This window comes from Sphingomonas turrisvirgatae, from assembly GCF_001721295.1.
In the GTDB taxonomy this organism is placed as follows: Bacteria; Pseudomonadota; Alphaproteobacteria; order Sphingomonadales; family Sphingomonadaceae; genus Sphingomonas; species Sphingomonas turrisvirgatae.
In genome coordinates this window covers 112,956-134,842 of the sequence record NZ_MDDS01000046.1, presented here as the reverse complement: position 1 = coordinate 134,842, position 21,887 = coordinate 112,956, and the positions used below count along the sequence as shown (strand labels likewise).

Sequence of the window (21,887 nt, the reverse complement as noted above, 5' to 3'; positions counted from 1 at the left end):
CTTAGTTGACCCTTAACCCGCGTTTCGCCAAAGCCGCGCGAATGACCGAGCCGCTCAGCTTCCAGGGCATGATCCTCAAGCTCCACGATTACTGGAGCCAGCGCGGATGCCTTATTCTCCAACCCTATGACATGCGCATGGGGGCGGGGACGTTTCACACCGCGACGACGCTGCGCGCGCTGGGGCCGGAGCCGTGGAATGCCGCGTTCGTCCAGCCGTGCCGCCGGCCGACCGATGGCCGCTATGGCGAGAACCCCAACCGGCTGCAGCATTATTACCAGTATCAGGTGATCCTGAAGCCCAGCCCGGCGGACTTGCAGGAACTGTATCTGGGCAGCTTGGCCGCGATCGGCATCGATTTCACACGGCACGACATCCGCTTTGTCGAGGACGATTGGGAGTCCCCCACGCTCGGCGCCTGGGGCCTTGGCTGGGAAGTTTGGTGCGACGGGATGGAGGTCACCCAGTTCACTTACTTTCAGCAAATGGGCGGGTTCGATTGCAAGCCGGTGGCGGGCGAGTTGACCTATGGCCTTGAACGCCTGGCGATGTACATCCAAAACAAGGACAGCGTGTACGACCTCGCGTACAATGACGCGGGTGTAACCTATGGCGACGTCTTCCTCGAGAACGAGCGGCAGATGTCGAAGTATAATTTCGAGGTCGCCGATACCGACACGCTGTTCGAAGGCTTTCGCAAGGCGATGGCCGAGTGCGAGAATTGCCTGAGCAACAACGTCCCGATTGCCGCCTATGAACAGGCGATCGAGGCGAGCCATCTGTTCAACCTGCTGCAGGCACGCGGCGTCATCTCGGTCGCCGAGCGCCAGGCCTATATCGGCCGCGTGCGCGATCTCGCGAAGGGTAGCTGCGAGGCGTATATCGAACATATGACGCCGGACTGGCAGGCCAAGTATCCGGAGTGGTCACTGTGAGCGATTTTCTGCTCGAACTCCGCTCGGAGGAAATCCCGGCGCGCATGCAGGACAAGGCGCGCGAAGATCTCGCCCGGCTGTTCGCCGCCGAGCTGGACAAGGCGGGGCTTAAGGCCGCCGAGCTGGTCACCTATGCGACACCGCGCCGCCTGGCGCTGATCGCGCGCGACCTGCCCACGCAGACCGCCGCTGTGAGCGTGGAACTGAAGGGCCCGCCCGCCGACGCACCCGATGCCGCGATCGATGGCTTCCTGCGCAAGGCCGGGTTGACCCGCGACGCGCTCGAAACGCGTGATGTAAAGGGCCGGGCGACGCTGTTCGCCGTGATCGACAGGCCCGGCCGCGCCACCGCCGATGTGCTGGCCGAGGCGATCCCCGCCGTCATCCGTGCCTTCCCCTGGCCCAAGTCGATGCGCTGGGGCGAAGCCTCGCTTAGCACGGAGAGCCAGCGGTGGGTCCGCCCGCTGCAAGGCATCGTCGCGCTGTTCGGTGACGACGTGGTCGAGTGCGAAGTGGCCGGCATCCGATCCGGTGCGGCGACCGTCGGGCATCGCTTCCACCATCCCGGCGTCATCACCATCGGCAGCGCGGCCGACTATGTAGAGAAGCTGCGCGCGTGCCACGTCATCGTCGACCAGAACGAACGCCGCGCGACCATCGCGGTCGGCGCGAAGATGGCGGCGAACATGGCCGGCCTGACGCTGATCGAGGACGAAGGGCTGTTGATCGAGAATGCCGGCCTCACCGAATGGCCGGTGCCGCTGCTCGGCCGCTTCGACGAAGCGTTTCTCGACGTCCCGCCCGAGGTGATCCAGCTGACCGCGCGGGTGAACCAGAAATATTTCGTGTGTAACGACGCGGACGGGCGGTTGGCGAACGCCTTCGTCTGCACGGCCAACATCGATGCGGCGGACGGCGGCGACAAGATCGTCGAGGGCAATCAGAAGGTGCTCGCCGCCCGGCTGAGCGATGCGCGGTTTTTCTACGAGACGGACCTCAAGGTTCCACTCGAGGAACAGGCGAAGAAGCTCGAGAAGATCGTCTTCCACGAGAAGCTGGGGACGGTCGCCAACAAGATCGAGCGGGTTGCCAAGCTGGCGCGTTGGCTGGTGGAAGAAGGCGCTATCCGTCTCCCGGCGGGAGAGGGAAGGGGCCCGCTCGCGTCAGCGAGTGGGAAGGGTGAGGGCGACCCAGCCTCAACCGATCGCCCTCACCCTTCCGCGCCTGCGGCGCTCCCTCCCTCTCCCGATCGGAGAGGGAAATTGGCCGACCAGGCCGAACGCGCCGCTCGCCTGGCCAAGGCCGACCTCGTCACCGGCATGGTCGGTGAGTTCCCGGAACTGCAGGGCCTGATGGGCGGCTACTACGCCGCCGCCCAGGGCGAGGATGCGGCAGTCGCCGAAGCGATCCGCGACCACTACAAGCCGGTTGGGCAGGGCGATGATGTGCCGACGGCGCCGGTCACGGTGGCCGTGTCGCTCGCGGATAAGCTGGATACGATCTCCGCATTTTTCGCGGTGGGTCTGCCGCCGTCGGGTTCGAAAGACCCGTTCGCGCTGCGGCGGGCCGCGCTTGGCGTACTTGCGCTTATCACGGGTAACCAACTGCGGTTCGATCTCGGTAAGCTGTTGCAGCTTGCAACGATGTGGTTGCGCTCGACCGGACACGATTTAACCGGTTTTCAGCAAGCCACCGGAGACTTCTTTGCCGACCGCCTGAAGGTCCAGCAACGCGAAGCCCGTATCCGCCACGACCTGATCGATGCGGTGTTCGCGCTCGGGGGCGAGGACGACCTGGTCCGCCTGCTCTCCCGCGTCCATGCGCTGCAAGCCTTCATGGCGACCGATGACGGCGCGAACCTGCTTGCCGGCTACAAGCGCGCCGCGAACATCCTGAAGAAGGAAGGCGGCGTGCCCGTGGCCGCGGGGACCAATACTGCCCCCGAACCTGCCGAAGCGGCGCTCATCGCTGCGCTGGACGAGGCCACGCCCAAGGCGCAGGCTGCGGTCGAGGCGGAGCGCTTTGCGGACGCCATGGCGGCGCTTGCCACGCTACGCGCTCCGATCGATGCGTTCTTCGAGCATGTGACGGTCAACGACGCCGATCCCGCCAAGCGCGCCGCGCGTCTGGCGCTGCTCGCCCGGATGCGCGACGCGGTCCACGCCGTGGCGGACTTCTCGAAGATCGAGGGCTAGGGCCCTCGTGCAGGCTCAGTAGGCGACCCGCCACGTGAAGCGGCTGATGTAAAAATAGGGCGTGGGCGCTCCATCGGCGAGCTCCGCCGGGCGGAAGCGCGCTCGCTTCATCATCAGTTCGCACGTCGCTTCGTTCAGCGCCTTGTAGCCACTGCCGGCGACGACCGTGCAGCCTGAGGGCGTGCCCTTGGCGTCGATATCCAGCCGGAAGGTGACCGAGCCCTGCTCCCCGGCGACTACGGACCCCGACGGATAATCGTCGTCCGTCACCCAGTTGCCGGGCGTCCCGACGGGCCGGGGCCTTTTCGCGACATTGGCGTTGATCGCCGGGTCGATCTTCCATGTGGTGAGCAGGTCATCAAGGCACGCCTTGGTCGCTGCAATGGCCTTGTCCATCCCCTTGGCCGCGAGCGCGATCTTGCGCCCGGCGAGGTTCAGCTCGATCTGTTGCGCCGCAGCGATTTTCTCCATGTCATCGGCGTCGATGCCAAAGATGGCGATTGCGGCTCCGTCCTTCCCCTGCAGGGTGCGAAACCGGCTTTCGACCCTGGCGCTACCCGGATCGATGCGCATCAACAGTCGCCCGTCGACGGCGCCGCGCCGCTTGGGCTGGACCAGCAATCCGTCCGACGCGAGCATGTTGGGAAGCAGGCGAAAGCCGAAGGTGACCTGTTCGTCCCCGCTGCCGAAAGGGCGAGTCAAGACGCAGCTGTTTTCCGAATAATCGAGCGTCCACTGACCGGAAGGTTGCAACGCATGGGCCGCTTTGTCGGCACTGGCCGCAGCCATTGCCATGCCTATCATCGTCAAGGTCATGTTGCTTCCCCCATCGCGAACCTGACGGAGCGTAATGGATGTGCAAAGCATTTCTAGTCTCTGCCAGCGCTGGACAAGCCCTTTCCCCCTGTTCGCAGCTGCGGTAGAGCCGCGCCCGATGCCGCCGCGCGCGGGACACAGAAGGGGCTGAAATGACTCGTTATGTTTACCGCTTCGGCGGCGGTGTCTCGGACGGCGGGCAAGGCGACAAGAACCTGCTGGGCGGCAAGGGCGCGAACCTTGACGGCATGGCATCGATCGGCCTGCCGGTGCCGCCGGGCTTCACCATCTCGACCCCGGTCTGCGCGCTCTATTACGAACAGGGCGAAAGCTTTCCGGAGAGCTTGAAAGCCGAAGTCGCGACCGGCGTTCAGCATATCGAGGGCGTGACGGGCAAGACGTTCGGCAATGCGGCCGACCCGCTGCTGGTTTCGGTCCGCTCCGGCGCGCGCGTGTCGATGCCGGGCATGATGGACACCGTCCTCAACCTGGGCCTCAACGACGAGACCGTGCAGGGCCTCGCCGCGATCTCGGGCGACGAGCGCTTCGCCTGGGACAGCTATCGCCGTTTCATCCAGATGTATTCCGACGTCGTGCTCGAGCTCGACCACGGCCGGTTCGAAGAAGCGCTGGAGATCGCCAAGGAAGACAATGGCTATTCGCTCGACACGGAGCTGACCGCCAGGGACTGGCAGAAGCTGGTCGAGGAATACAAGGCGCTGGTGCAGGAGCTGTGGGGCAAGCCGTTCCCGCAGGACGTGCACGACCAGCTGTGGGGCGCGATCGGCGCGGTGTTCGGGTCGTGGCAGTCGGAGCGCGCCAAGGTCTATCGTCGCCTGAACGACATTCCCGGCGACTGGGGCACGGCGGTCAACGTCCAGGCGATGGTGTTCGGCAATATGGGCGACACCTCGGCCACTGGCGTCGCCTTCACCCGCGATCCCGCGACCGGCGAGAACGCCTATTATGGCGAATTCCTGATCAACGCGCAGGGCGAGGACGTCGTCGCCGGCATCCGCACGCCGCAATATCTGACCAAGGCGGCGCGTGAGAAAGCGGGGGCCAAGCCGGCGTCGATGGAAGAGGCGATGCCGGAAGTCTACGGCCAGCTCGCCGATGTGTTCGATCTGCTCGAGCGCCACTATCGCGACATGCAGGACATCGAGTTCACGGTCGAGCGCGGCAAGCTGTGGATGCTTCAGACCCGTTCGGGCAAGCGCACCGCCAAGGCCGCGCTGAAGATCGCGGTCGACATGGCCGAAGAGGGGCTGATTAAGCAGGAAGAGGCGATCGCGCGGGTCGATCCGCAGGCGCTCGATCAGCTGCTCCACCCGACGCTCGATCCCAAGGCGGCGCGCGATGTGCTGACCAAGGGGCTGCCGGCCTCGCCCGGTGCGGCGTCGGGCTGTGCGGTGTTCGACAGCGATACGGCCGAGAAGCGCGCGAACAATGGTGACGCGGTGATCCTTGTCCGCGTCGAAACCTCGCCCGAAGATATTCACGGCATGCACGCCGCCAAGGGCATCCTGACCGCGCGCGGCGGCATGACCAGCCACGCGGCGGTGGTCGCGCGTGGCATGGGCCGGCCGTGCGTGTCCGGTGCCGGCACGCTATCGATCAACGCCAAGGAAGGCGTGATGCGCGTCGGCATGCGCGAGGTGAGGGAAGGCGACGTCATCACCATCGACGGCGCGACCGGCGAAGTGATGGTCGGCGAAGTCCCGACGATCCAGCCCGAGCTGGCTGGCGACTTCGGCACGCTGATGGAATGGGCCGATAAGGTCCGCCGCCTGAAGGTGCGCACCAATGCCGAAACGCCGCTCGACTGCCGTACCGCGCGCGATTTCGGCGCGGAGGGCATCGGTCTGTGCCGTACCGAGCACATGTTCTTCGATGCGGCGCGGATCACCGCCGTGCGCCAGATGATCCTGGCCGACAGCGAAGCTGGCCGCCGCGCCGCGCTTGATAAGCTGTTGCCCGAACAGCGTAGGGATTTCGCCGAGATTTTCGAGGTGATGGCGGGGCTGCCCTGCACGATCCGCCTGCTCGATCCGCCGTTGCACGAGTTCCTGCCGCACGAGGAAGCCGAGTTTGCCGAGGTTGCGCAGGCCGCCGGCCTCGACGTCGAGACGCTCCGCCGCCGTGCCGCCGAACTGCATGAGTTTAACCCGATGCTCGGCCATCGCGGTTGCCGCCTCGGCGTCACCTATCCCGAAATCTATGAGATGCAGGCCCGCGCGATCTTCGAGGCGGCGTGCGAGGTAGCGGAAAAGTCCGGCGCCGCGCCGGTGCCCGAAGTCATGATCCCGCTCGTCGCGACCAAGCGCGAGCTGGAGCTGATGAAGGCGGTAGTGGACAAGGCCGCGCAGGCGGTGTTCGCCGAAAAGGGACGCACGATCGACTATCTCGTCGGCACGATGATCGAACTGCCTCGCGCAGCGCTGCGAGCGGGCGAGATCGCCGAGGCCGGCGCGTTCTTCAGCTTCGGCACCAACGATCTGACGCAGACCACGCTGGGCGTCAGTCGCGACGATGCCGGCCGCTTCCTGACGACCTATGTGGAAAAGGGCATCTATGCTCGCGACCCGTTCGTCAGCATCGATGTCGAGGGTGTGGGCGAGCTGATCGAGATCGCTGCCGAGCGTGGACGTGCGACCCGCCCCGACATCAAACTGGGCATCTGCGGCGAGCATGGCGGTGATCCGGCCTCGATCGCATTCTGTGAACAGACCGGACTCGATTACGTGTCCGCCTCGCCCTATCGCGTGCCGATCGCCCGGCTGGCCGCGGCGCAGGCGGCGCTGAAGGCGAAGTGATCGTCGCGGCGGCGGTCGTGCTTGCGGCTGCCGCCGTGCCAGCGGGTCATTCGGATGCGATCGAACGGCTCAATGCCGAACTGCTCGCCAGCTCGACGGCGACGGCGGTGCTGGAACGGCGCTGCGCCGCGCTGGGCCTTGCCGATCCCCCGCGTGTTCGGGCCGAAGTGGAACGCGGGCGCGCTCCGGGCAGCGCCGCGCCGTCGCGTTTTCGGCTGAGGGTCGGCAAGGACGAGCCGCTCGGCTACCGTCGCGTACGGCTGATGTGCGGCGATGCCGTCTTGTCGGAAGCGACGAACTGGTATGTGCCTGCGCGCCTCACCCCCGCGATGAACGCCGCGCTCGACGACAGTGACGCGCCGTTCGGCCGCGTGATCCTGCCGCTGGTGCCCAGCCGTCGTACCGTCTCGATCCGGCTGGCAAAGGGCCAGGGCAGCGCTGAGATCATCCGCCACCGCGCGATCGTGCTGGATGGGCAGGGGCGCCCGCTGGCCGAAGTGGTCGAACGCTATCAGCGCGTGTTGATCGGCGCGCCTTAGCCGCGAGCCGCTCAGGCTTCGCGTTCGTCCTCCAACTGTCGAACTCGTTCGCGCGCCTTGACCAGCGCCTTTTCCATCTCGCGCTTGTACTTGGCGATAATGACCTCGCGCTCGCGGAAGCGCTTGTGCCATTTGCGACCGGCAGGGCTCGTCGCCGCACCGATCACCCAGCCGGCGACCAGCGCCAGCACCACGATCAGCCAGCCAAGGGGAGACGCGAAGGGCATGAGACTATCCTGACGGATTTGAGGCGCCGCGACCAGCCTAGCCGGTCATCAACGCGTCGTTGATCGAACAGGCCGCCGGACCCAGGATGACGACGAACAGCACCGGCAGAATGAACAGGATAAGCGGCACGGTCATGATTGCGGGCAGGCGGGCGGCCTTTTCCTCGGCGCGCATCATGCGTTCGTTGCGGAACTCGGCCGACAGGACGCGCAATGCGGAAGCCAGCGGGGTGCCGTATTTCTCGGTCTGGATCATCGTCGTGACGACCCCGCGGATCGAATCGAGGTCGATGCGCATCGCCATATTCTCGAACGCCATGCGACGGTCGGTCAGGAAGCCCAGCTCGATCGCGGTGAGCGAAAATTCCTCACCCAATTCGGGATATGCCTTGCCCAGCTCCTTGGCCACGCGCGCAAAGGCGGCGTCGACGGTCAAGCCTGCCTCGGCGCAGATGACGAGCAGGTCGAGCGCATCGGGAATGCCCTTGCGGATCGCGGCGCTTCGCTTCTGGATCTTGTTCTTCAGGAAGATGTCCGGCCCCTTGTAGGACAGGATGAAGCTGCCGGCGACCAGGCCATAGGCCTTGAGCGGCGACCAGTCGGCAAACATATCGGTGCCATAGACCAGGAACAGCATGATGCCGCCCAGCACGATCGGCAGCACCAGCCGGCCGAAGATCACGGCGTAAGCGTAATCCTTCGATCGGATACCCGCCTGCAGCAGCTTGATCTGCGCGGCCTTGACCTGCTCGTCCTGCAACACCTTGAGCGAGGAGAGGAAGGACCGGATGCGATCGGTCGTCTCGTTCTTTTGAACCAGCTTCGCGCGCCGCTTGCTGGTCGATGCGGTGATGCCGGCCTTCAGCTGCTCGCGCCGGTCGTTCAGCGCCTTGACGCGCTTGGCCATGGGATCGCGGACGGACGTGGCGGCGTAGATGGCGACGACGACGCAGAAGGCGGCGATGCCGGCTAGCATCGTCCCGGCAAAGACGACATCGACGCCGAGCAGGGTAGGGCCGGAAGGAGGCGTTGTCATAGCATCAAATCTCGAAGTTGATCATCTTGGCCATGATAAAGGCCCCGATGCCCATCCAGATGATCCCGCCGCCGCCGGCGACCATCAGCCGCTCATCGACGAAGAAGTTCTGCATGTATGACCCGTTGATCGTCCAGATCAGGCCGAAGACGATGAACGGCAGCGCGCCGATGATATAGGCCGACGCCTTCGATTCCGACGACATCGCCTTGATCTTCAGCTTCATCTGCGACCGCTTGCGCAGCACTTCGGCCAGGTTGGCGAGCGTTTCGGCAAGGTTGCCGCCGGTCTCGCGCTGGATCGCGATGGTGATGACAAAGAACTGGAATTCGGGCGTGCCCAGCCGGTCGGCGGTTTCCTGAAGCGCCTGGTCCAGCGTGCGTCCGATCTTCATCTTGTCGGTGATGGCACGGAATTCCTCGCCGACCGGGCCGTCGACCTCGCTGCCGACGACGTTCATCGTCTCGGTAATCGGAAGGCCCGAACGCAGCCCGCGAACGAGCAATTCGATCGCGTCCGGAAACTTCTTGGTGAAGTCGGCGACGCGCTTGTTGATGAAAAAGCCGACCACCATGTGGGGCAGGCCCGCGCCGATCACGACGCCGATCAGCAGGGCGAGCAGGAACGGCAGGCCCTGAAGTATCAGCAGGCCGGCGATCACGACCAGCAGGCCCAAGGTGGCCATGGCATATTGCCCGACCGTCCACGTCTTGCCGGTCATCTCCAGCCGCTTGGCCAGCTGGGCAGGATTGGGCAGCAGCCGTGCGGCCGCGCTTTCCATGCCGCTTGCCTTGCTGCGGTTCGAGATCTTGCGGATCTGCGCCTCGACCGCGCCTGCGCCGATCACGCCGGCGTGGCGGTCGCGGAGCGAGACGAGCCGGCGCGACCCCGCGGCCTTGGCGGACGGACCCGCAAAGGCGAGGATCATCAGCAGCAGCACCAGGAAGGTGCCTCCGCCCAGCAGGATCAGCGGCAGAATATCCATGCCGTCCGTCGTCTCCTCATGTGCAAAACGCCGCGTTGCGCGACGCCGCTTACTTCTTCTTTGGCAGCTTCAGATTGAGCTTGGCGAACAACGAGGTACCCTTGCCGTCCGAAGCGCCCTGACCCTTCTTGTCCTTGCCCTTGGGTGCGCGCGCATCGTCGCCGGAATCGGTCAACGCCACGACGCGTTCGGCGATCTCGGCCAGCGGCGCCATGCCCTTCACGGCCTTGCCCGCTTCGGCGAGCGGCTTGCCCAGCTTTGCGGCCTGAACGGCGGTCTTGGGGTCATAGGGAATGGTGTAGTCGATGCGACGTTCGATCGACCCTTCGAAATCCTTGCGCGTGATCTCAAGCGTTCCGCCGGCAGGCACGCGGTTGGCAACCACGATCACGGTGGTGTGCGGCGCGTTCGACTTGAACCAGCTGAGGATGCGGATCGAGTCGCGCGCGGCGGCGAGCGTCAGCTCGGTCACCAGCACCGCGACCTGCACATCGGTAATGAGGTGCGGGTAGTTGACCAGCATCGTGCGCGGCAAGTCGATCACGGTGCATTCGAACGCCGTGCGGATTTCCTCCTGCAGCTGGAAGAACGCCGCGCCATCGGTCATCACCGGCTGGTTGATCGGCGCTTCTGCCGACAGCACCGCCAGCTTGTCTGACGCCTTCACCATCGCGCGTTCGATGAACAGCCCGTCGATGCGGCTGGGATTCTCGATCGCGTCGGTCAGGCCTCGTCCGGGTTCCAGGTCGAGCGCCAGCGCGCCGGTCCCGAAATGCACGTCGAGGTCGAGCAGCGCGGTGGTCCGCGCGCCCTTTTCGCTGGTCAGCCACGCAAGCGAGGTCGCGATGGTGGATGCGCCCACGCCGCCACGCGTGCCGATCACGGCAACCGCGCAATGCGGACGGTCGACGGTGGGATCGACATGCTTGGGCGCGTTCAGCGTCGTATAGGCGTGGGCAAATGCCTCACGCAGCATGTCCGGGTTCAGCGGCTTGAGCAGGTAATCCTGAATGCCCGACGCGACCAGGTCGCGATATAGGCGCACGTCGTTGACCTGGCCCGCGGCGATCACCACCGTGCCCGGCTCGCACACTTCGGCGAGCGCGTTGATGTCGTTGAGCGGATCGCCGCTTTCCGACAGATCGACGAACAGCACGTTCGGGCTGGCCGACACCGATAGCGTCTGTACCGCGTTGCGCAGTCCGCCCTTGTTGACCTTCTCGGGGTTCCACCCCTGTTCGATCGCGATCGGGCGCAGTGCGTCGGCGGTCGTTTCGTCGCAGACAAAGGCGATGAACGGCTCGCGATGTGCGGCGCGTTGGGGATTGAAGGGTGCGTTCATGTTAGTTGCCGCCGCCTCCGCTGGCTTCCTTGAGACCGCCGGCGCCCGTGGGCTGCGCCTTGCGCAGCGTGTCGATCGCCTTGAAGTTCGTGTTGGGGTCAACCGTCTCGGCCCCGGCCTGGCCGCGCACCAGATCCTCTGGCCGCGCAACCATGGCGGCCAGGTTCGAGTTGCTGGCACAGCCGAAGTTCGACGTCGTGCTCGCCGCAAACTCGGTACCCCCGGCGCGCGTGTAGTTGGGACAGCCCGGCACGCTTGCCTTCATGCGGCTGACGATCACGCGGACCGTGCCCGGCTGGACCGGCCCGGTGGTGACCGGTGCCGGATCGGACAGCAGGATGCCGTAGCGGCCCGCCTCCTGCGCAATCTGCGCCCGCGCCTGGCTTCCGTTCGGATCGTCGACATAGACGCGGTCGCCATAAGCCAGCCGTACCGACGCGAGCCAGCCGGCCACGCGCTGCAACTCGCTCGGGGCGAGATAGCCGCCGTCGCTCGCTGCATCGAAGACATAGTCGGTGCGCTGCACCACGGGCTGGTTGATCGACTCCATGCCACGATTGGCCGGGCCGCATGCCGCGAGCGAGGCGGCGAGCCCCGTGAGCACGATCAGGTTTCGCTTGAGCATCTGCGCCATTCCTCTCGCGATCAATTGAAGCCGAAGCCGGGCGTGGCCGAAGCCGAACCCTTCTTGCGCTTGCTGTCCTTGGCTGCCGGCTGCGGCGGCAGTGCCGGCGTCGCGACCGGCTGTTGCGGCTGGGGCGCCTGCTGCGGCTCGGGAGACAGCGGCGAGGCTGCGCCCACCGAAGGCGCGCTGCCCGCCGGGGCGACCATGCGCGGCTTGGGACGGTCGAGTCCGGTCTTACCGCCGCCCAGTTCGCCCAGCAGCACGCGCTCGACATCGGTCGGCGCCTTGTAGCCATCGGTCGGCAGGACGATGTCGTTCGCGTTGACCGGCTTCACCAGATACGGCGTCACCACGATCACCAGCTCCGTCTCGCCGCGTTGGAAAGCGTTCGACCGGAACAGCGCGCCCAGCACCGGCACGTCGCCCAGGCCCGGGGTCTTGTCGATCGAATTGTCGTGGGTGTTCTGCAGCAGCCCCGCAATCACGAAGCTCTGGCCCGATCCCAGTTCCACCGTCGTCTCGGCGCGGCGGGTCGACAAGCCGGGGACGATCGTCCCGCCCCTTTGCACGCCGTTCTGATAGTTCAGCTGCGACACTTCGGGCCGGACGCGCAGCGAAATGCGGCCATCCGACAGCACGGTCGGGGGATAGGCCAGGCTGACGCCGAACTGCTTGTACTCGACCGAAATGGCGCCAAGCCCCTGGCTGACCGGGATCGGCACTTCGCCGCCGGCCAGGAAGGTGCTGGTCTCGCCCGACAGCGCGGTCAGGTTCGGGTTGGTCAGCGTCGTGACCTGACCGATCCGCTCGCCCAAGTCGAGTGCCGAAAGCACGTCGAGCCCGAACAGCTTGCCCGCGAAGTTAAGCGCATTGCCCGATGTCGGGCGATTGAACGTATACTGGCTGCCCGTGCCCGGGAGGACGAAGTCGCCCTTCTTGGGATCGAACGGCAGCGTGATCGAGCCGGCCGGCAGGCCGAAGCGCGACGAGGCGTCGAGCCGGGGCAGGTTTGAGAGATCGGGCGCGCTGATCGTGCCCGGCACGCGCGTGCCGCTGGACAGGCCGAACTGGAAGCCGCCGGTCGTGTCGCGGGTGGCGAGATTGACGCCGATATTCTTGACGAAGCTGCGGCTCACCTCGGCAAAGCGGACCTGCAGGTTGACCTGCAATGGCGTTGCAGTCTTGAGCCGTGAGAGCACCTGCGTTTCCTGCCCGACGAACGCCTGCACCAGCCGCTGCGCCTCGGCGGCATCCTCGGGTGCCGCGACGGTGCCGGTCAGCAGCACCAGGCCGTTCATCGGCGTGGCGGTGATCTGCGCCTCCGGCATCGCGATGCCGAGCATCGACTGGACGCTGTCGAAATTGTTGCCGATGCGGACGGTCGCCGAATAGATGACCCTACCGGCCTTGGTCGTGGCATAGACGGTCGTCTCACCGGCCTTCTTGCCGAACACCCACAGCTGAGTAGGCGAGCGGACCTGCACATCGGCGATCGACGGATCGGCGACGAAGATGTCCGACATCGGCGCGTTCAGCGTGACGAGCCGCCCCCGGCCGGTCGCGATCTGGACCGTATCGCGTGGTGCGGCCTGCACCGTCTGTGCAAGCGCCGGCAACGGGACGGTGGCAATCATGCTCACCATCGCGGCCATCGCCAGCGGCGCGCCCAGCGTTTTCCCCCTCGAACGCATGTCAGTCCTTTCCACCAACCGGAACAACGGTGACGCTGTTGCCCCGTGAAACCTTGACGATCGGTCCGGTGTCGATGCCCGGCACCGTCGTGTACGGCATGCCCTGCGGCGCACTGCCGCCGGACGGCTGTTGGTCGCGCGGCTTGCCCGGCACCGTGCTGCGCTGGAAGCGCGACACGTCGGCACCGGTCGACATCGACCCGCCGCCTTCGACGGGGCGCGATGCGACGCGCGCGAGCACGGCCTTCTCGGCCTTTGGATCGCTTGGCATCGTGACCTCTCCGGCCGCGATCGCGGTTTCCAGGTCGCCGGCATTGTCGGCGATCGAGCGCAGCGACAGCGACAGCGTGCCGATGGTCTGCGCCACGGCGATCTTCTCCGCGATGCGGGGCGTCGCCTCGACCGTCACGGTCGAATAGGTGGTGACCACCGTCTGGCCCTGCTCGTCGGTCTGCTTGTCGGTCTTCTGGTCGGTGGCGAGCACGCGCAGGTTGCGCAGCACCGTTTCCGAAGCCTTGAGCGGTGGCCCGTCGCCGCCGCCCACGACCGATTGCGTGAGGATGAGATCGACCCGGTCGCCCGGGAAGACAAAGCCCGCGACGGCGCTCTGCGTCGAAACCGGCACCGTCACGGCGCGCATGCCCGGGCCGAGCGCCGCGGCCAGGAAGCCGCGATCACCGGGCTTCACCAGCGCACCTTGCGTCAGCGGCTGACCCGCCGAAATGGCATAGCGCACGACGGTGCCCTGCAACTGGCGCAGGTCCGTTCCCTCGCGCTTGAAATAGGCGCCCTCGATCAAATCCTTGGGCCAGGGGATGAACTTCATCGAATCGGGGCCTAGGATCGTGCCCACCGGCAACGCCTTGGTCGCCACCAGCACCTCGACACCGTCGATCGGCGCCGGTCCCCGGGCGCCGCTGGCATCGGCCACCGGCGCGGGTGCCCCGACCATCAGCGTGCGTGCCATGAATGCCGTGACCGCGGCGATGATCAACGCGCCCACCAGCAGAATGATCTTGCGTCCATCCATGACGTTACAGGCCTTTCAAAGTCTTCGCCCGGTTTCACCGGTGTTAAGCATTTAAGTTGAACTGGTAAAAAATCGGTTCACGAAGCATAAGCAGTGCGGCGATGGCGATCGCGATGCCGTACGGCACTTCCGGCTGAACGCTGGCGCGGCGCAGCCATTTGTCGATCAGCATGAGCAAGGTGATCGCGCCGCCGGCCAGCGACATGACGATCAGCATCGTTACTAGCTGACCGAACGGGAACCACAGCGCGAGCGCGGCGATCATCTTGACGTCACCGCCGCCCATCATCCCGAAGCGGAACGCGGCCGCGAACACCGCCAGCACGGCCAGGGCCAGCGCCAATTGCACCGCAATGCCGGGCCATAGCGGCAAGCCGCTGGCGATCCAGAAGGGGATGGCGAGCAGCGCTATCGCCGCATTCTTCCAGTTCGCGATCTCGCGCTTGCGTGCGTCCTCGATCCCCGCTGACACCAGCAACAGGCTCAGGACGATCACCAGCACGACAGACGCGAATTCCCCCATATCCTGCAAATGCCTAGACGCAGGGGCTTTCAAAAACGTAACCAGCCCAAATGAACCCTTCACCATTCGATCGCCGCGCCATCCCGGCGAGTGCGCATGTGGGCGATTGGCATGCGGGCGACGGCGTGCGGCTGCGCCGGTTCGATTGGCCGGTCGATGGCCTCAGGCGCGGGTCGATCCTGTTCCAGGGCGGTCGTGGCGACATGTTCGAAAAGTATCTTGAGGCGCTGGCCCACTGGCACGGCCAAGGCTGTGGAATCACGTCGTTCGACTGGCGGGGTCAGGGCGGATCGGATCGCGTCAGCCCCGCCGGCGATTGCGGACATATCGACGATTTCGCGAACTATATCGGTGACCTACAAGTCTTTGCGGCCGAGTGGCAGGCGGCGACGCCGGGACCGCATGTCATCATCGGCCATTCGATGGGCGGGCATCTGGTGCTGCGCGCGCTGGCCGAGGGTGCGGTAACGCCGGATGCGGCGGTGCTGATCGCGCCGATGCTCGGCCTGAAATCGCCGTTCGGCGCGTCATGGGGCGAGCGGATCGCGCGCCTGATGGGCGGGTTGGGGGATCGCGCCCGCCCGGCGTGGAAGGCGAACGAGCGGCCCTATACAGTCAATTCACGCGAATCGCTGCTGACGCATGATCCGGATCGTTATGCCGACGAATTGTGGTGGCAGGGCAGGGACCCGCGAATCGTCACTGGCCCGCCAAGCTGGAACTGGGTGATCGAGGCGTTCCGCTCCACCCGCGAGTTGCGCGCCAACCCCGCACTTGCCAACTTGCGCGTGCCGGTGCTGGCCCTGGTCGCCGAGACGGATGGCCTGGTCGATGCCCGGGCGGCGCTTGCCACGCTTGCGCGGCTTCCGGATGCTCGGGTGATGCGGTTCGGCAAGGAGAGCGCGCACGAGATCCTGCGGGAGGTGGACGCCGTCCGCGACCGCGCGCTCGATGAGATCGACGCCTTTCTTCGGGCACGCGCCCCTCACCCATGAAATACGATATCGCCATTGCCGGCGCCGGTATCGCGGGTGCCAGCCTTGCCGCCGAACTGGCGCCGCATGCCAGCGTCCTGATCCTGGAGATGGAGGATCAGCCGGGCTACCATTCGACCGGGCGCTCGGCCGCCTTCTGGTCCGAAACCTATGGCGGGCCGCTGATCCAGCCGCTGACCACCGCGTCGCACACGGGTCTGCAACCATTCCTTTCGCCACTCGGCTCGCTGCACATCGGACGCACCGGAGAAGCTTCCAGGATCGACGACTTTCTGGCGGAATTCGAAGGCAGCGGCGTGACGCTGGAGGCTCGCGATCCGCGCACCGTCGTCCCCGGCCTGCGTGACGATTGGGCGCTGGGCATATGGGAGCCGAGTTGCGCCTATATCGATGTCGGCGGGCTGCATCAGGATTGCCTGGCGCGCGCTAGGCGAGCGGGGGCGACCCTGCAGCCATCGGCCGAGTTGCGCGGTGCCGCGCGCTTGAATGGCGCATGGCGGCTGGCCACGGCGGCGGGGGAATTTGCGGCGGACGTGCTGGTCGACGCCGCAGGGGCGTGGGTGGACGGCGTGGCGCTGCTGGCCGGCGTCAAGCCGATCGGCATCCAGCCCTATCGCCGCACCATCATGCAGTTGCGCACCGATCCTGGCGCTCCCGCCGGCTTGCCCCTGGTCGGCCACATCGCGGGCGACTTCTACTTCAAGCCCGAGGGCGACCGGCTGTGGCTCAGCCCGCACGACGAAATCTCCAGCCCGCCGTGCGATGCCCAGCCCGAGGAAATCGACATCGCCATCGCGATTGAGCGGTTCGAGCATGTCGTCCATTGGCGCGTTGCCGGGATCGATCGCAAATGGGCGGGTTTGCGCAGTTTCGCGCCCGACCGGCTACCGGTCTATGGCTTCGATCCCGGCGTGCCCGGATTTTTCTGGTGCGCAGGGCAGGGCGGCTTCGGCATCCAGACCGCGCCCGCTGCTGCCAAAATGGCGGCGGCGATGCTGCTCGGCATGGCGCCCGATCCGCTGGTCGCGGCGATCGACCCTGCTGGGTATGCCGTGTCGCGTCTGAGGCGGTAGCGCGAGCGATCCGCCGCCGCAATCAGTGCCGCAAGGCTGCTTCGCTCGCCAGCCGGTCCGCCCGCTCGTTGTCCGGGTGCCCGGCATGACCCTTGACCCACAGCCACTCGATACGGTGTGGCTTGGCGGCGTCGAGCAGCGCAATCCAGAGATCGGAATTCTTCACCGGCTTACGGTCGGCGGTCTTCCAGCCGTTCTTCTGCCAGCCCTTGATCCACTTGGTGAGGCCATCCATCACATAGCGGCTGTCGGTCGACAGCTTGACGCGGCATGGTTTCTTCAGCGCCTTCAACCCTTCGATCGCCGCCATCAGCTCCATGCGGTTGTTCGTCGTGTGCGCTTCGCCGCCCGACAGCTCCTTTTCGGTCGTGCCCATACGCAGCAGCACGCCCCAGCCGCCGCGGCCGGGGTTGCCCTTGCACGCGCCATCGGTGGCGATCTCAACCAGCGGCATTTCGGGGGATGAATCGGTCATGCGAGAAACGGGTCCGCGTTGACGCCCTGAAGCGTCGTTGCCGGATCGAAGGTCCGGTAGAAATCGTAGCGGCGTAGATAGGCGAGCGGATCCTTGCGCGTGACCAGCGCGTCGGCCGGCGTGTTGAGCCAGTCCCACGCGCGGCTGAGCAGGAAGCGGAGCGATGCGCCCTGTGCGAGCACAGGTAGGGCGGCCAATTCGGCTTCGCTCAACTCAAACGCGTCCCGATAGCCGCTGACGATCCCGTGCCCGGTGGCCGGGAAGAAATCGGTGCCGGTCGAGTCGAACGCCCACGCACCGTGCATCACTGCAAGGTCATAGGCGCGCAGGTCAGTGCAGGCGAAATAGAAGTCGATCAGGCCAGTAACTTGATCGCCGAGCATCAGGATATTGTCGGGGAACAGGTCGGCATGGATCGCGCCGGTTGGGAGGTCGGTTGGCCAGCGCGCCAGCACCTGATCGAGCGCTTCCTCGACGCGGTCGTATAGATCGGGGTGGATGCGGTCGAGATCGCGGCCGCACTGCTCGAACAACGCCTGCCAAGTCTGCGCGCCCATCGAGTTGGGCCGGTCGAGCGCGAAATCCTCGACCGCGCGGTGCATCTGCCCGAGCGCCCCACCGGCCACGAGCGCCTGAGCCGGGGTGGGATGGCTGACCGAGACGCCCCGCAGGAATTTGATGAGGCAGGCGGGGCGGCCTTCCAGCCGCTGGATGGCGACGCCGTTGCGGTCCTTGATCGCCGGCGGCACCGACAGGCCCTTTGCGGCAAGGTGATCGAGCAGCGCCATGAAATAGGGCAGTTCGTCGGCGTTCACGCGCCTTTCGTAGAGCGTCAGGATGAAGCGGTCTTGAGTGGTCTCTACGAGATAATTCGAATTCTCGACGCCTTCGGCAATGCCCTTGGCCGAAACGAGTTCGCCAACGTCATAGCGCGCCAGGAAGTCGCCGAGCGCTTCGGCGGAAACTTGCGTGTAGACTGCCATGTTCAGGCCGCTTCGAGGCCGCGAGGCAGCTTGAAGACCAGATTTTCCTCGGCCGTCTCGACTTGACGCTCGGTCACGTCGAAGCGGGTGGCGATGCGGTCGATCACCTCCCGAACCAGCACTTCCGGCGCGCTGGCACCGGCAGTGATGCCGAGCGTGCCGATGCCGGCCAGCCAGTCGAAATCCATCTCGTCGGCGCGCTGGATGAGCCGCGCGGTAGTCCCTTCGCGCTCGGCCACTTCGACCAGGCGGAGCGAATTGGACGAGTTGGGCGCACCGATGACGAGCACGAGATCGCAGGACGGCGCGATGGCGCGGACCGATGCCTGGCGGTTCGACGTGGCGTAGCAGATGTCGTCGGCCTTGGGCGCGATGATGTTCGGGAAACGACGTTGCAGGATAGCGAGGATCGACGCCGTGTCGTCCACCGACAGCGTCGTCTGCGTGAGATAGGCGATATTGTCGGGATCGGCGACGGCGATCGCCTCGGCATCCGCCTCGGTCTCGATCAGGGTCATGTCGCCAGCGGGAACCTGACCGAAGGTGCCGATGACTTCGGGATGCCCCTTGTGCCCGATGAACAGGATGTGGCGACCGGCGGCGACGAGGCGCTCGGCCTGGCGATGGACCTTGCTCACCAGCGGGCAGGTCGCGTCGAAATAGGCAAGACCGCGGTCCTGCGCGGCGGCGGGTACCGTCTTGGGCACGCCATGCGCGCTGAATACGACTGGGAAGCCATCGGGGACCTCGTCCAGTTTCTTGACGAAGATCGCGCCCTTCGCCTTCAGGCTGTCGACGACATATTTGTTATGGACGATCTCGTGCCGCACATAGACCGGCGCGCCGTTCCGTTCGATCGCGCGCTCGACGATCTGGATCGCGCGATCGACCCCGGCACAGAAGCCGCGCGGCGCGGCGATCAGGAGCTCGAGGACTGGCTTTTCGGTGCTGGTCATATCGAGGCGGCTCTACGCGATTGCTTGCGCGCGCGGAAGCCGGTTCCTATGACGTGGCCAAATGCGTCCCGGAAAGGTGCCCCAGTTGAACATTCGTAATATCGCGCTGGTCGCGACGGCCATGATCACGCTCGCCGGGTGCGCGAAGACGGGCGATATCGCCGAGGGCGGCATCACGCAGGTTCGCTCGGCCTGCCCGCGCGTGGGCGTGCCCGCCGGCACTGGCGACATCACCACCTTCAACCCGGCGACGAGCCGCGAGGCGAGCGCGATCGACGTGACCGCGGTGCTGACGAACGTCACCTCGACCTGCGACGATGCGGGCGAGACGATCCGCACTACGATCAGTTTCGAGGTGCAGGCGAGCCGGCGGCAGGGCAGCGAGGCGCGCGACGTGACCTTCCCCTATTTCGTGACGATGGTGCAGGGCGGCAGCTCGGTCGTGTCGAAGCGCGTGGGGCAGGTGACCGTGCGATTCGCGCCGGGGCAGAGCCGCGCTTCGGCAACCGCGACCGGTTATACCAGCGTATCGCGCGCCGCCGCGACCCTGCCCGAGGATATCCGTCGGCAGATCAACCAGCGCCGCAAGGCGGGCGACGAGACGGCGGCGATCGATCCGCTGTCGCGCCCCGAAGTGCGCCAGGCGGTGCTGCGCGCCACCTTCGAGGCGCTGGTCGGTTTTCAGCTGACCGACGACCAGCTCAAATATAACGCGACCCGCTGAATCGGTTTGACTCGGCCGGCGGGCCGCACCACAGGTGGGGCGTCGGTGACGGGCAACCGTTGAAGGCACGCGCGGGAGAGTGTTGGGCTTCACCCAAATCGTAGCTGGCTGGCCAGCGGTTCGATCTGGGCGAGAAAACCCCACCGCCGAAGGAGCAACCGCCCCGGAATCTCTCAGGCACCCAGGACCGCGCGGGGCCACGACACTCTGGAAAGCGTTCGTCCGCTCGGACGAGCCACCGAAGGGGTAAGCGCTTCCGTCGCAGGAAGGGTGAAAGCTCTCAGGTTTCCGTGACAGAGGGGGCGACGGATCAAGGGCCGCGATGCGCCCCAGTTCCGTCGTCATTTCTGTAGGAGTGCCGAATGAGCGACGTCACCGAACCCGAGATCGTCGAAGAACTGGCACTGCTGCCGCTGGACGCGTGGCATCGCGCGCGCGGCGGGCGGATGGTGCCGTTCGCGGGCTATGAAATGCCGGTTCAGTATGAAGGCATCATGGCCGAACATCAGTGGACGCGTGAGAGCGCTGGGCTGTTCGATGTCAGCCATATGGGACAGTTGTTCCTTTCCGGGGAAGGACTGGACACCGCGCTTGAGACGCTGATTCCAGCGGACGTCGCCAGCGTGCCGGTCAACGGACAGAAATATTCGCTGCTGCTTGGCGAGAATGGCGGCATTCTCGACGACCTGATGTTCACGCGCTGGGATGGCGACAACGAAGTCGATCCGGGCGTGCCAGGCATCTACATGGTCGTGAACGGCGCGTGCAAATGGGACGATATCGGCCATCTGCGCGAGTTTCTGCCGGATGAGATCTCGCTGAGCCATCTCGACGAACAGGCGTTGCTGGCGCTGCAGGGGCCGAAGGCGGTCGATGCGCTGGCCCGTGTAGTGCCGGGCGTCGAAACGCTGGTGTTCATGCGCGGCGGCTGGTTCGACTGGAACGGCACTCGCCTGTGGATCAGCCGGTCGGGCTACACCGGCGAGGACGGCTTCGAGATTTCGGTGACTGGCGACATGGCGCAGGAACTGGCCGATGCCCTGACCGCGCAGGCCGAGGTGAAGCCGATTGGCCTTGGCGCGCGCGATTCGCTGCGGCTTGAGGCGGATCTGCCGCTATACGGCCATGACCTCGACACCGAGACGACGCCGGTCATGGCGGCGCTCAACTTCGCGGTGGCGAGCAAGCGCCGCCGTGAAGAGGCGAACTTCCCGGGCGCGGCGCGCATCCTGGCGGAGCGCGAGAGTGGCTCGATTCAGCGCCGCGTCGGCCTGATCGTCGAGGGGCGGCAGCCGGTCCGCGAAGGCGCGCTGGTACTGGACGCCGCGGGCAACGAGGTCGGGCGCGTGACCAGCGGCGGCTTTGCGCCCACCGTGCAGAAGCCGATCACCATGGCCTATGTGCCGACCGCGCTGGCCGAAATCGGCACCCGCCTGACGCTGAGCCAGCGTGGCAAGATCCATCATGGCGAAGTGGTCGCCATGCCCTTTGTCCCCCATCGTTATGTTCGTGCAGGAGCAGCGCAATGAGCCGGTATTTTACGGAAGATCATGAGTGGATCGAACTGGACGGCGACATAGCGACCGTCGGCATCACCGATTATGCGCAGAGCCAGCTTGGCGACATCGTGTTCGTCGAGGTGCCCGAGGAAGGCAAGCAGGTCGCCAAGGGCGATGACGCCGCGGTTGTCGAGAGCGTGAAGGCAGCGAGCGACGTCTATGCGCCAGTCAGCGGCACGGTGATCGAGGGCAATGCCGCGCTGGATGGCGAGCCGGCGCTGGTGAACGAGGATCCCGAGGGCGAGGGCTGGTTCTTCAAGATGACGCTGACTGACAAGGGCGAACTGAACGGCCTGATGGACGAAGCGGCTTACGCGGATTTCGTCTCGAAGCTTTGATGGCGACCGTCATCCCGGCGGGAG

21 protein-coding genes and 1 riboswitch are annotated in these 21,887 nt (G+C 65.9%); of the genes, 9 read left to right on the top strand and 12 right to left on the bottom strand.

Annotation, left to right across the window (positions count from 1 at the left end):
- Positions 1–68 precede the first annotated feature (68 nt).
- Both BFL28_RS15160 and glyS read left to right on the top strand, forming a co-directional pair.
- A complete protein-coding gene (locus BFL28_RS15160; protein ID WP_069321447.1) occupies positions 69–935 on the top strand; it encodes a glycine--tRNA ligase subunit alpha in 867 nt (288 codons plus the stop codon).
- Entirely contained in the window at positions 932–3,130 is a 2,199-nt protein-coding gene (gene glyS / locus BFL28_RS15155) for a glycine--tRNA ligase subunit beta (RefSeq protein WP_069321373.1), read from the top strand. Before BFL28_RS15160 ends, glyS begins: the two co-directional genes overlap by 4 nt.
- A gap of 15 nt (positions 3,131–3,145) precedes the next feature.
- On the opposite strand, the gene BFL28_RS15150 is transcribed toward glyS, so the two are convergent.
- Positions 3,146–3,946 carry an energy transducer TonB gene (locus BFL28_RS15150; RefSeq protein ID WP_069321372.1) on the bottom strand — a complete coding sequence of 267 codons (801 nt, stop codon included), beginning with the start codon at positions 3,944–3,946 and terminating at the stop codon, positions 3,146–3,148.
- Between the two features lie 152 nt (positions 3,947–4,098).
- Here BFL28_RS15150 and ppdK point away from each other — a divergent pair, with 152 nt between their 5' ends.
- Complete coding sequence (gene ppdK / locus BFL28_RS15145) at positions 4,099–6,762, top strand: pyruvate, phosphate dikinase (protein ID WP_069321371.1); 2,664 nt, start codon at positions 4,099–4,101, stop codon at positions 6,760–6,762.
- Positions 6,759–7,301, top strand: a complete 543-nt coding sequence (locus BFL28_RS15140; protein WP_079247190.1) for a hypothetical protein — start codon at positions 6,759–6,761, stop codon at positions 7,299–7,301. The genes ppdK and BFL28_RS15140 overlap by 4 nt, the downstream gene beginning before the upstream one ends.
- Positions 7,302–7,312: 11 nt before the next feature.
- Here BFL28_RS15140 and BFL28_RS15135 read toward each other — a convergent pair whose 3' ends face one another.
- Genes BFL28_RS15135 through BFL28_RS15100 form a run of 8 tightly spaced genes read right to left on the bottom strand, consistent with a single transcriptional unit; the run spans position 7,313 to position 14,760 of the window.
- Positions 7,313–7,528: a hypothetical protein gene (locus BFL28_RS15135; RefSeq protein WP_069321370.1), complete on the bottom strand. Its 216-nt coding sequence runs from the start codon at positions 7,526–7,528 to the stop codon at positions 7,313–7,315.
- 37 nt (positions 7,529–7,565) lie between these two features.
- Positions 7,566–8,564, bottom strand: coding sequence for a type II secretion system F family protein (locus BFL28_RS15130; RefSeq protein WP_069321369.1), 999 nt, complete (start codon positions 8,562–8,564; stop codon positions 7,566–7,568).
- Positions 8,565–8,568: 4 nt separating this feature from the next.
- Positions 8,569–9,549 carry a type II secretion system F family protein gene (locus BFL28_RS15125; RefSeq protein WP_069321368.1) on the bottom strand — a complete coding sequence of 327 codons (981 nt, stop codon included), beginning with the start codon at positions 9,547–9,549 and terminating at the stop codon, positions 8,569–8,571.
- A gap of 49 nt (positions 9,550–9,598) precedes the next feature.
- Positions 9,599–10,891 (bottom strand): pilus assembly protein CpaE, encoded by a 1,293-nt coding sequence (locus BFL28_RS15120; protein WP_069321367.1) that lies wholly within the window; start codon positions 10,889–10,891, stop codon positions 9,599–9,601.
- A gap of 1 nt (position 10,892) precedes the next feature.
- Positions 10,893–11,516: a CpaD family pilus assembly protein gene (locus tag BFL28_RS15115; RefSeq protein WP_241527355.1), complete on the bottom strand. Its 624-nt coding sequence runs from the start codon at positions 11,514–11,516 to the stop codon at positions 10,893–10,895.
- A 20-nt stretch (positions 11,517–11,536) separates the two neighbouring features.
- Positions 11,537–13,207: a type II and III secretion system protein family protein gene (locus BFL28_RS15110; RefSeq protein ID WP_069321365.1), complete on the bottom strand. Its 1,671-nt coding sequence runs from the start codon at positions 13,205–13,207 to the stop codon at positions 11,537–11,539.
- Between the two features lies 1 nt (position 13,208).
- The gene (gene cpaB, locus BFL28_RS15105; protein ID WP_069321364.1) at positions 13,209–14,237 is read right to left on the bottom strand and encodes a Flp pilus assembly protein CpaB; all 1,029 of its coding nucleotides are present in this window, start codon (positions 14,235–14,237) and stop codon (positions 13,209–13,211) included.
- Positions 14,238–14,280: 43 nt separating this feature from the next.
- Positions 14,281–14,760 carry an A24 family peptidase gene (locus BFL28_RS15100; protein ID WP_069321363.1) on the bottom strand — a complete coding sequence of 160 codons (480 nt, stop codon included), beginning with the start codon at positions 14,758–14,760 and terminating at the stop codon, positions 14,281–14,283.
- Between the two features lie 50 nt (positions 14,761–14,810).
- Here BFL28_RS15100 and BFL28_RS15095 point away from each other — a divergent pair, with 50 nt between their 5' ends.
- Both BFL28_RS15095 and BFL28_RS15090 read left to right on the top strand, forming a co-directional pair.
- Entirely contained in the window at positions 14,811–15,755 is a 945-nt protein-coding gene (locus BFL28_RS15095; protein ID WP_069321362.1) for an alpha/beta hydrolase, read from the top strand.
- Positions 15,752–16,828, top strand: coding sequence for an NAD(P)/FAD-dependent oxidoreductase (locus BFL28_RS15090; protein ID WP_069321361.1), 1,077 nt, complete (start codon positions 15,752–15,754; stop codon positions 16,826–16,828). Before BFL28_RS15095 ends, BFL28_RS15090 begins: the two co-directional genes overlap by 4 nt.
- Positions 16,829–16,850: 22 nt before the next feature.
- Here BFL28_RS15090 and rnhA read toward each other — a convergent pair whose 3' ends face one another.
- Genes rnhA through ispH form a run of 3 tightly spaced genes read right to left on the bottom strand, consistent with a single transcriptional unit; the run spans position 16,851 to position 19,242 of the window.
- Complete coding sequence (rnhA, locus tag BFL28_RS15085; RefSeq protein WP_069321360.1) at positions 16,851–17,303, bottom strand: ribonuclease HI; 453 nt, start codon at positions 17,301–17,303, stop codon at positions 16,851–16,853.
- On the bottom strand, positions 17,300–18,286 hold the full coding sequence (gene thrB / locus BFL28_RS15080; RefSeq protein WP_069321359.1) for a homoserine kinase: 987 nt from the start codon (positions 18,284–18,286) through the stop codon (positions 17,300–17,302). Before thrB ends, rnhA begins: the two co-directional genes overlap by 4 nt.
- A gap of 2 nt (positions 18,287–18,288) precedes the next feature.
- Positions 18,289–19,242 (bottom strand): 4-hydroxy-3-methylbut-2-enyl diphosphate reductase, encoded by a 954-nt coding sequence (gene ispH, locus BFL28_RS15075; RefSeq protein ID WP_069321358.1) that lies wholly within the window; start codon positions 19,240–19,242, stop codon positions 18,289–18,291.
- Positions 19,243–19,327: 85 nt separating this feature from the next.
- Between ispH and BFL28_RS15070 the strand changes: the two genes are divergently transcribed.
- The 3 genes from BFL28_RS15070 to gcvH all read left to right on the top strand — a co-directional run bounded on the left by BFL28_RS15070 (position 19,328) and on the right by gcvH (position 21,863).
- The gene (locus tag BFL28_RS15070) at positions 19,328–19,966 is read left to right on the top strand and encodes a hypothetical protein (protein WP_420911771.1); all 639 of its coding nucleotides are present in this window, start codon (positions 19,328–19,330) and stop codon (positions 19,964–19,966) included.
- Positions 19,967–20,028: 62 nt separating this feature from the next.
- Positions 20,029–20,166: riboswitch (glycine riboswitch) on the top strand.
- A gap of 162 nt (positions 20,167–20,328) precedes the next feature.
- A complete protein-coding gene (gcvT, locus tag BFL28_RS15065; RefSeq protein WP_069321357.1) occupies positions 20,329–21,495 on the top strand; it encodes a glycine cleavage system aminomethyltransferase GcvT in 1,167 nt (388 codons plus the stop codon).
- Positions 21,492–21,863, top strand: a complete 372-nt coding sequence (gcvH, locus tag BFL28_RS15060) for a glycine cleavage system protein GcvH (protein ID WP_069321356.1) — start codon at positions 21,492–21,494, stop codon at positions 21,861–21,863. Before gcvT ends, gcvH begins: the two co-directional genes overlap by 4 nt.
- Positions 21,864–21,887 lie beyond the last annotated feature (24 nt).

What these genes read in the sequence shown, in the direction of transcription:
- BFL28_RS15160 (WP_069321447.1), top strand. Translation starts at nt 69, where the DNA reads ATGATCCTCAAGCTCCACGATTACTGGAGCCAGCGCGGATGCCTTATT.
- BFL28_RS15150 (WP_069321372.1), bottom strand. Translation starts at nt 3,946, where the DNA reads ATGACCTTGACGATGATAGGCATGGCAATGGCTGCGGCCAGTGCCGAC.
- ppdK (WP_069321371.1), top strand. Translation starts at nt 4,099, where the DNA reads ATGACTCGTTATGTTTACCGCTTCGGCGGCGGTGTCTCGGACGGCGGG.
- BFL28_RS15135 (WP_069321370.1), bottom strand. Translation starts at nt 7,528, where the DNA reads ATGCCCTTCGCGTCTCCCCTTGGCTGGCTGATCGTGGTGCTGGCGCTG.
- BFL28_RS15130 (WP_069321369.1), bottom strand. Translation starts at nt 8,564, where the DNA reads ATGACAACGCCTCCTTCCGGCCCTACCCTGCTCGGCGTCGATGTCGTC.
- BFL28_RS15125 (WP_069321368.1), bottom strand. Translation starts at nt 9,549, where the DNA reads ATGGATATTCTGCCGCTGATCCTGCTGGGCGGAGGCACCTTCCTGGTG.
- BFL28_RS15120 (WP_069321367.1), bottom strand. Translation starts at nt 10,891, where the DNA reads ATGAACGCACCCTTCAATCCCCAACGCGCCGCACATCGCGAGCCGTTC.
- BFL28_RS15115 (WP_241527355.1), bottom strand. Translation starts at nt 11,516, where the DNA reads ATGCTCAAGCGAAACCTGATCGTGCTCACGGGGCTCGCCGCCTCGCTC.
- BFL28_RS15110 (WP_069321365.1), bottom strand. Translation starts at nt 13,207, where the DNA reads ATGCGTTCGAGGGGGAAAACGCTGGGCGCGCCGCTGGCGATGGCCGCG.
- cpaB (WP_069321364.1), bottom strand. Translation starts at nt 14,237, where the DNA reads ATGGATGGACGCAAGATCATTCTGCTGGTGGGCGCGTTGATCATCGCC.
- BFL28_RS15100 (WP_069321363.1), bottom strand. Translation starts at nt 14,760, where the DNA reads ATGGGGGAATTCGCGTCTGTCGTGCTGGTGATCGTCCTGAGCCTGTTG.
- BFL28_RS15095 (WP_069321362.1), top strand. Translation starts at nt 14,811, where the DNA reads ATGAACCCTTCACCATTCGATCGCCGCGCCATCCCGGCGAGTGCGCAT.
- BFL28_RS15090 (WP_069321361.1), top strand. Translation starts at nt 15,752, where the DNA reads ATGAAATACGATATCGCCATTGCCGGCGCCGGTATCGCGGGTGCCAGC.
- rnhA (WP_069321360.1), bottom strand. Translation starts at nt 17,303, where the DNA reads ATGACCGATTCATCCCCCGAAATGCCGCTGGTTGAGATCGCCACCGAT.
- thrB (WP_069321359.1), bottom strand. Translation starts at nt 18,286, where the DNA reads ATGGCAGTCTACACGCAAGTTTCCGCCGAAGCGCTCGGCGACTTCCTG.
- ispH (WP_069321358.1), bottom strand. Translation starts at nt 19,242, where the DNA reads ATGACCAGCACCGAAAAGCCAGTCCTCGAGCTCCTGATCGCCGCGCCG.
- gcvT (WP_069321357.1), top strand. Translation starts at nt 20,329, where the DNA reads ATGAGCGACGTCACCGAACCCGAGATCGTCGAAGAACTGGCACTGCTG.
- gcvH (WP_069321356.1), top strand. Translation starts at nt 21,492, where the DNA reads ATGAGCCGGTATTTTACGGAAGATCATGAGTGGATCGAACTGGACGGC.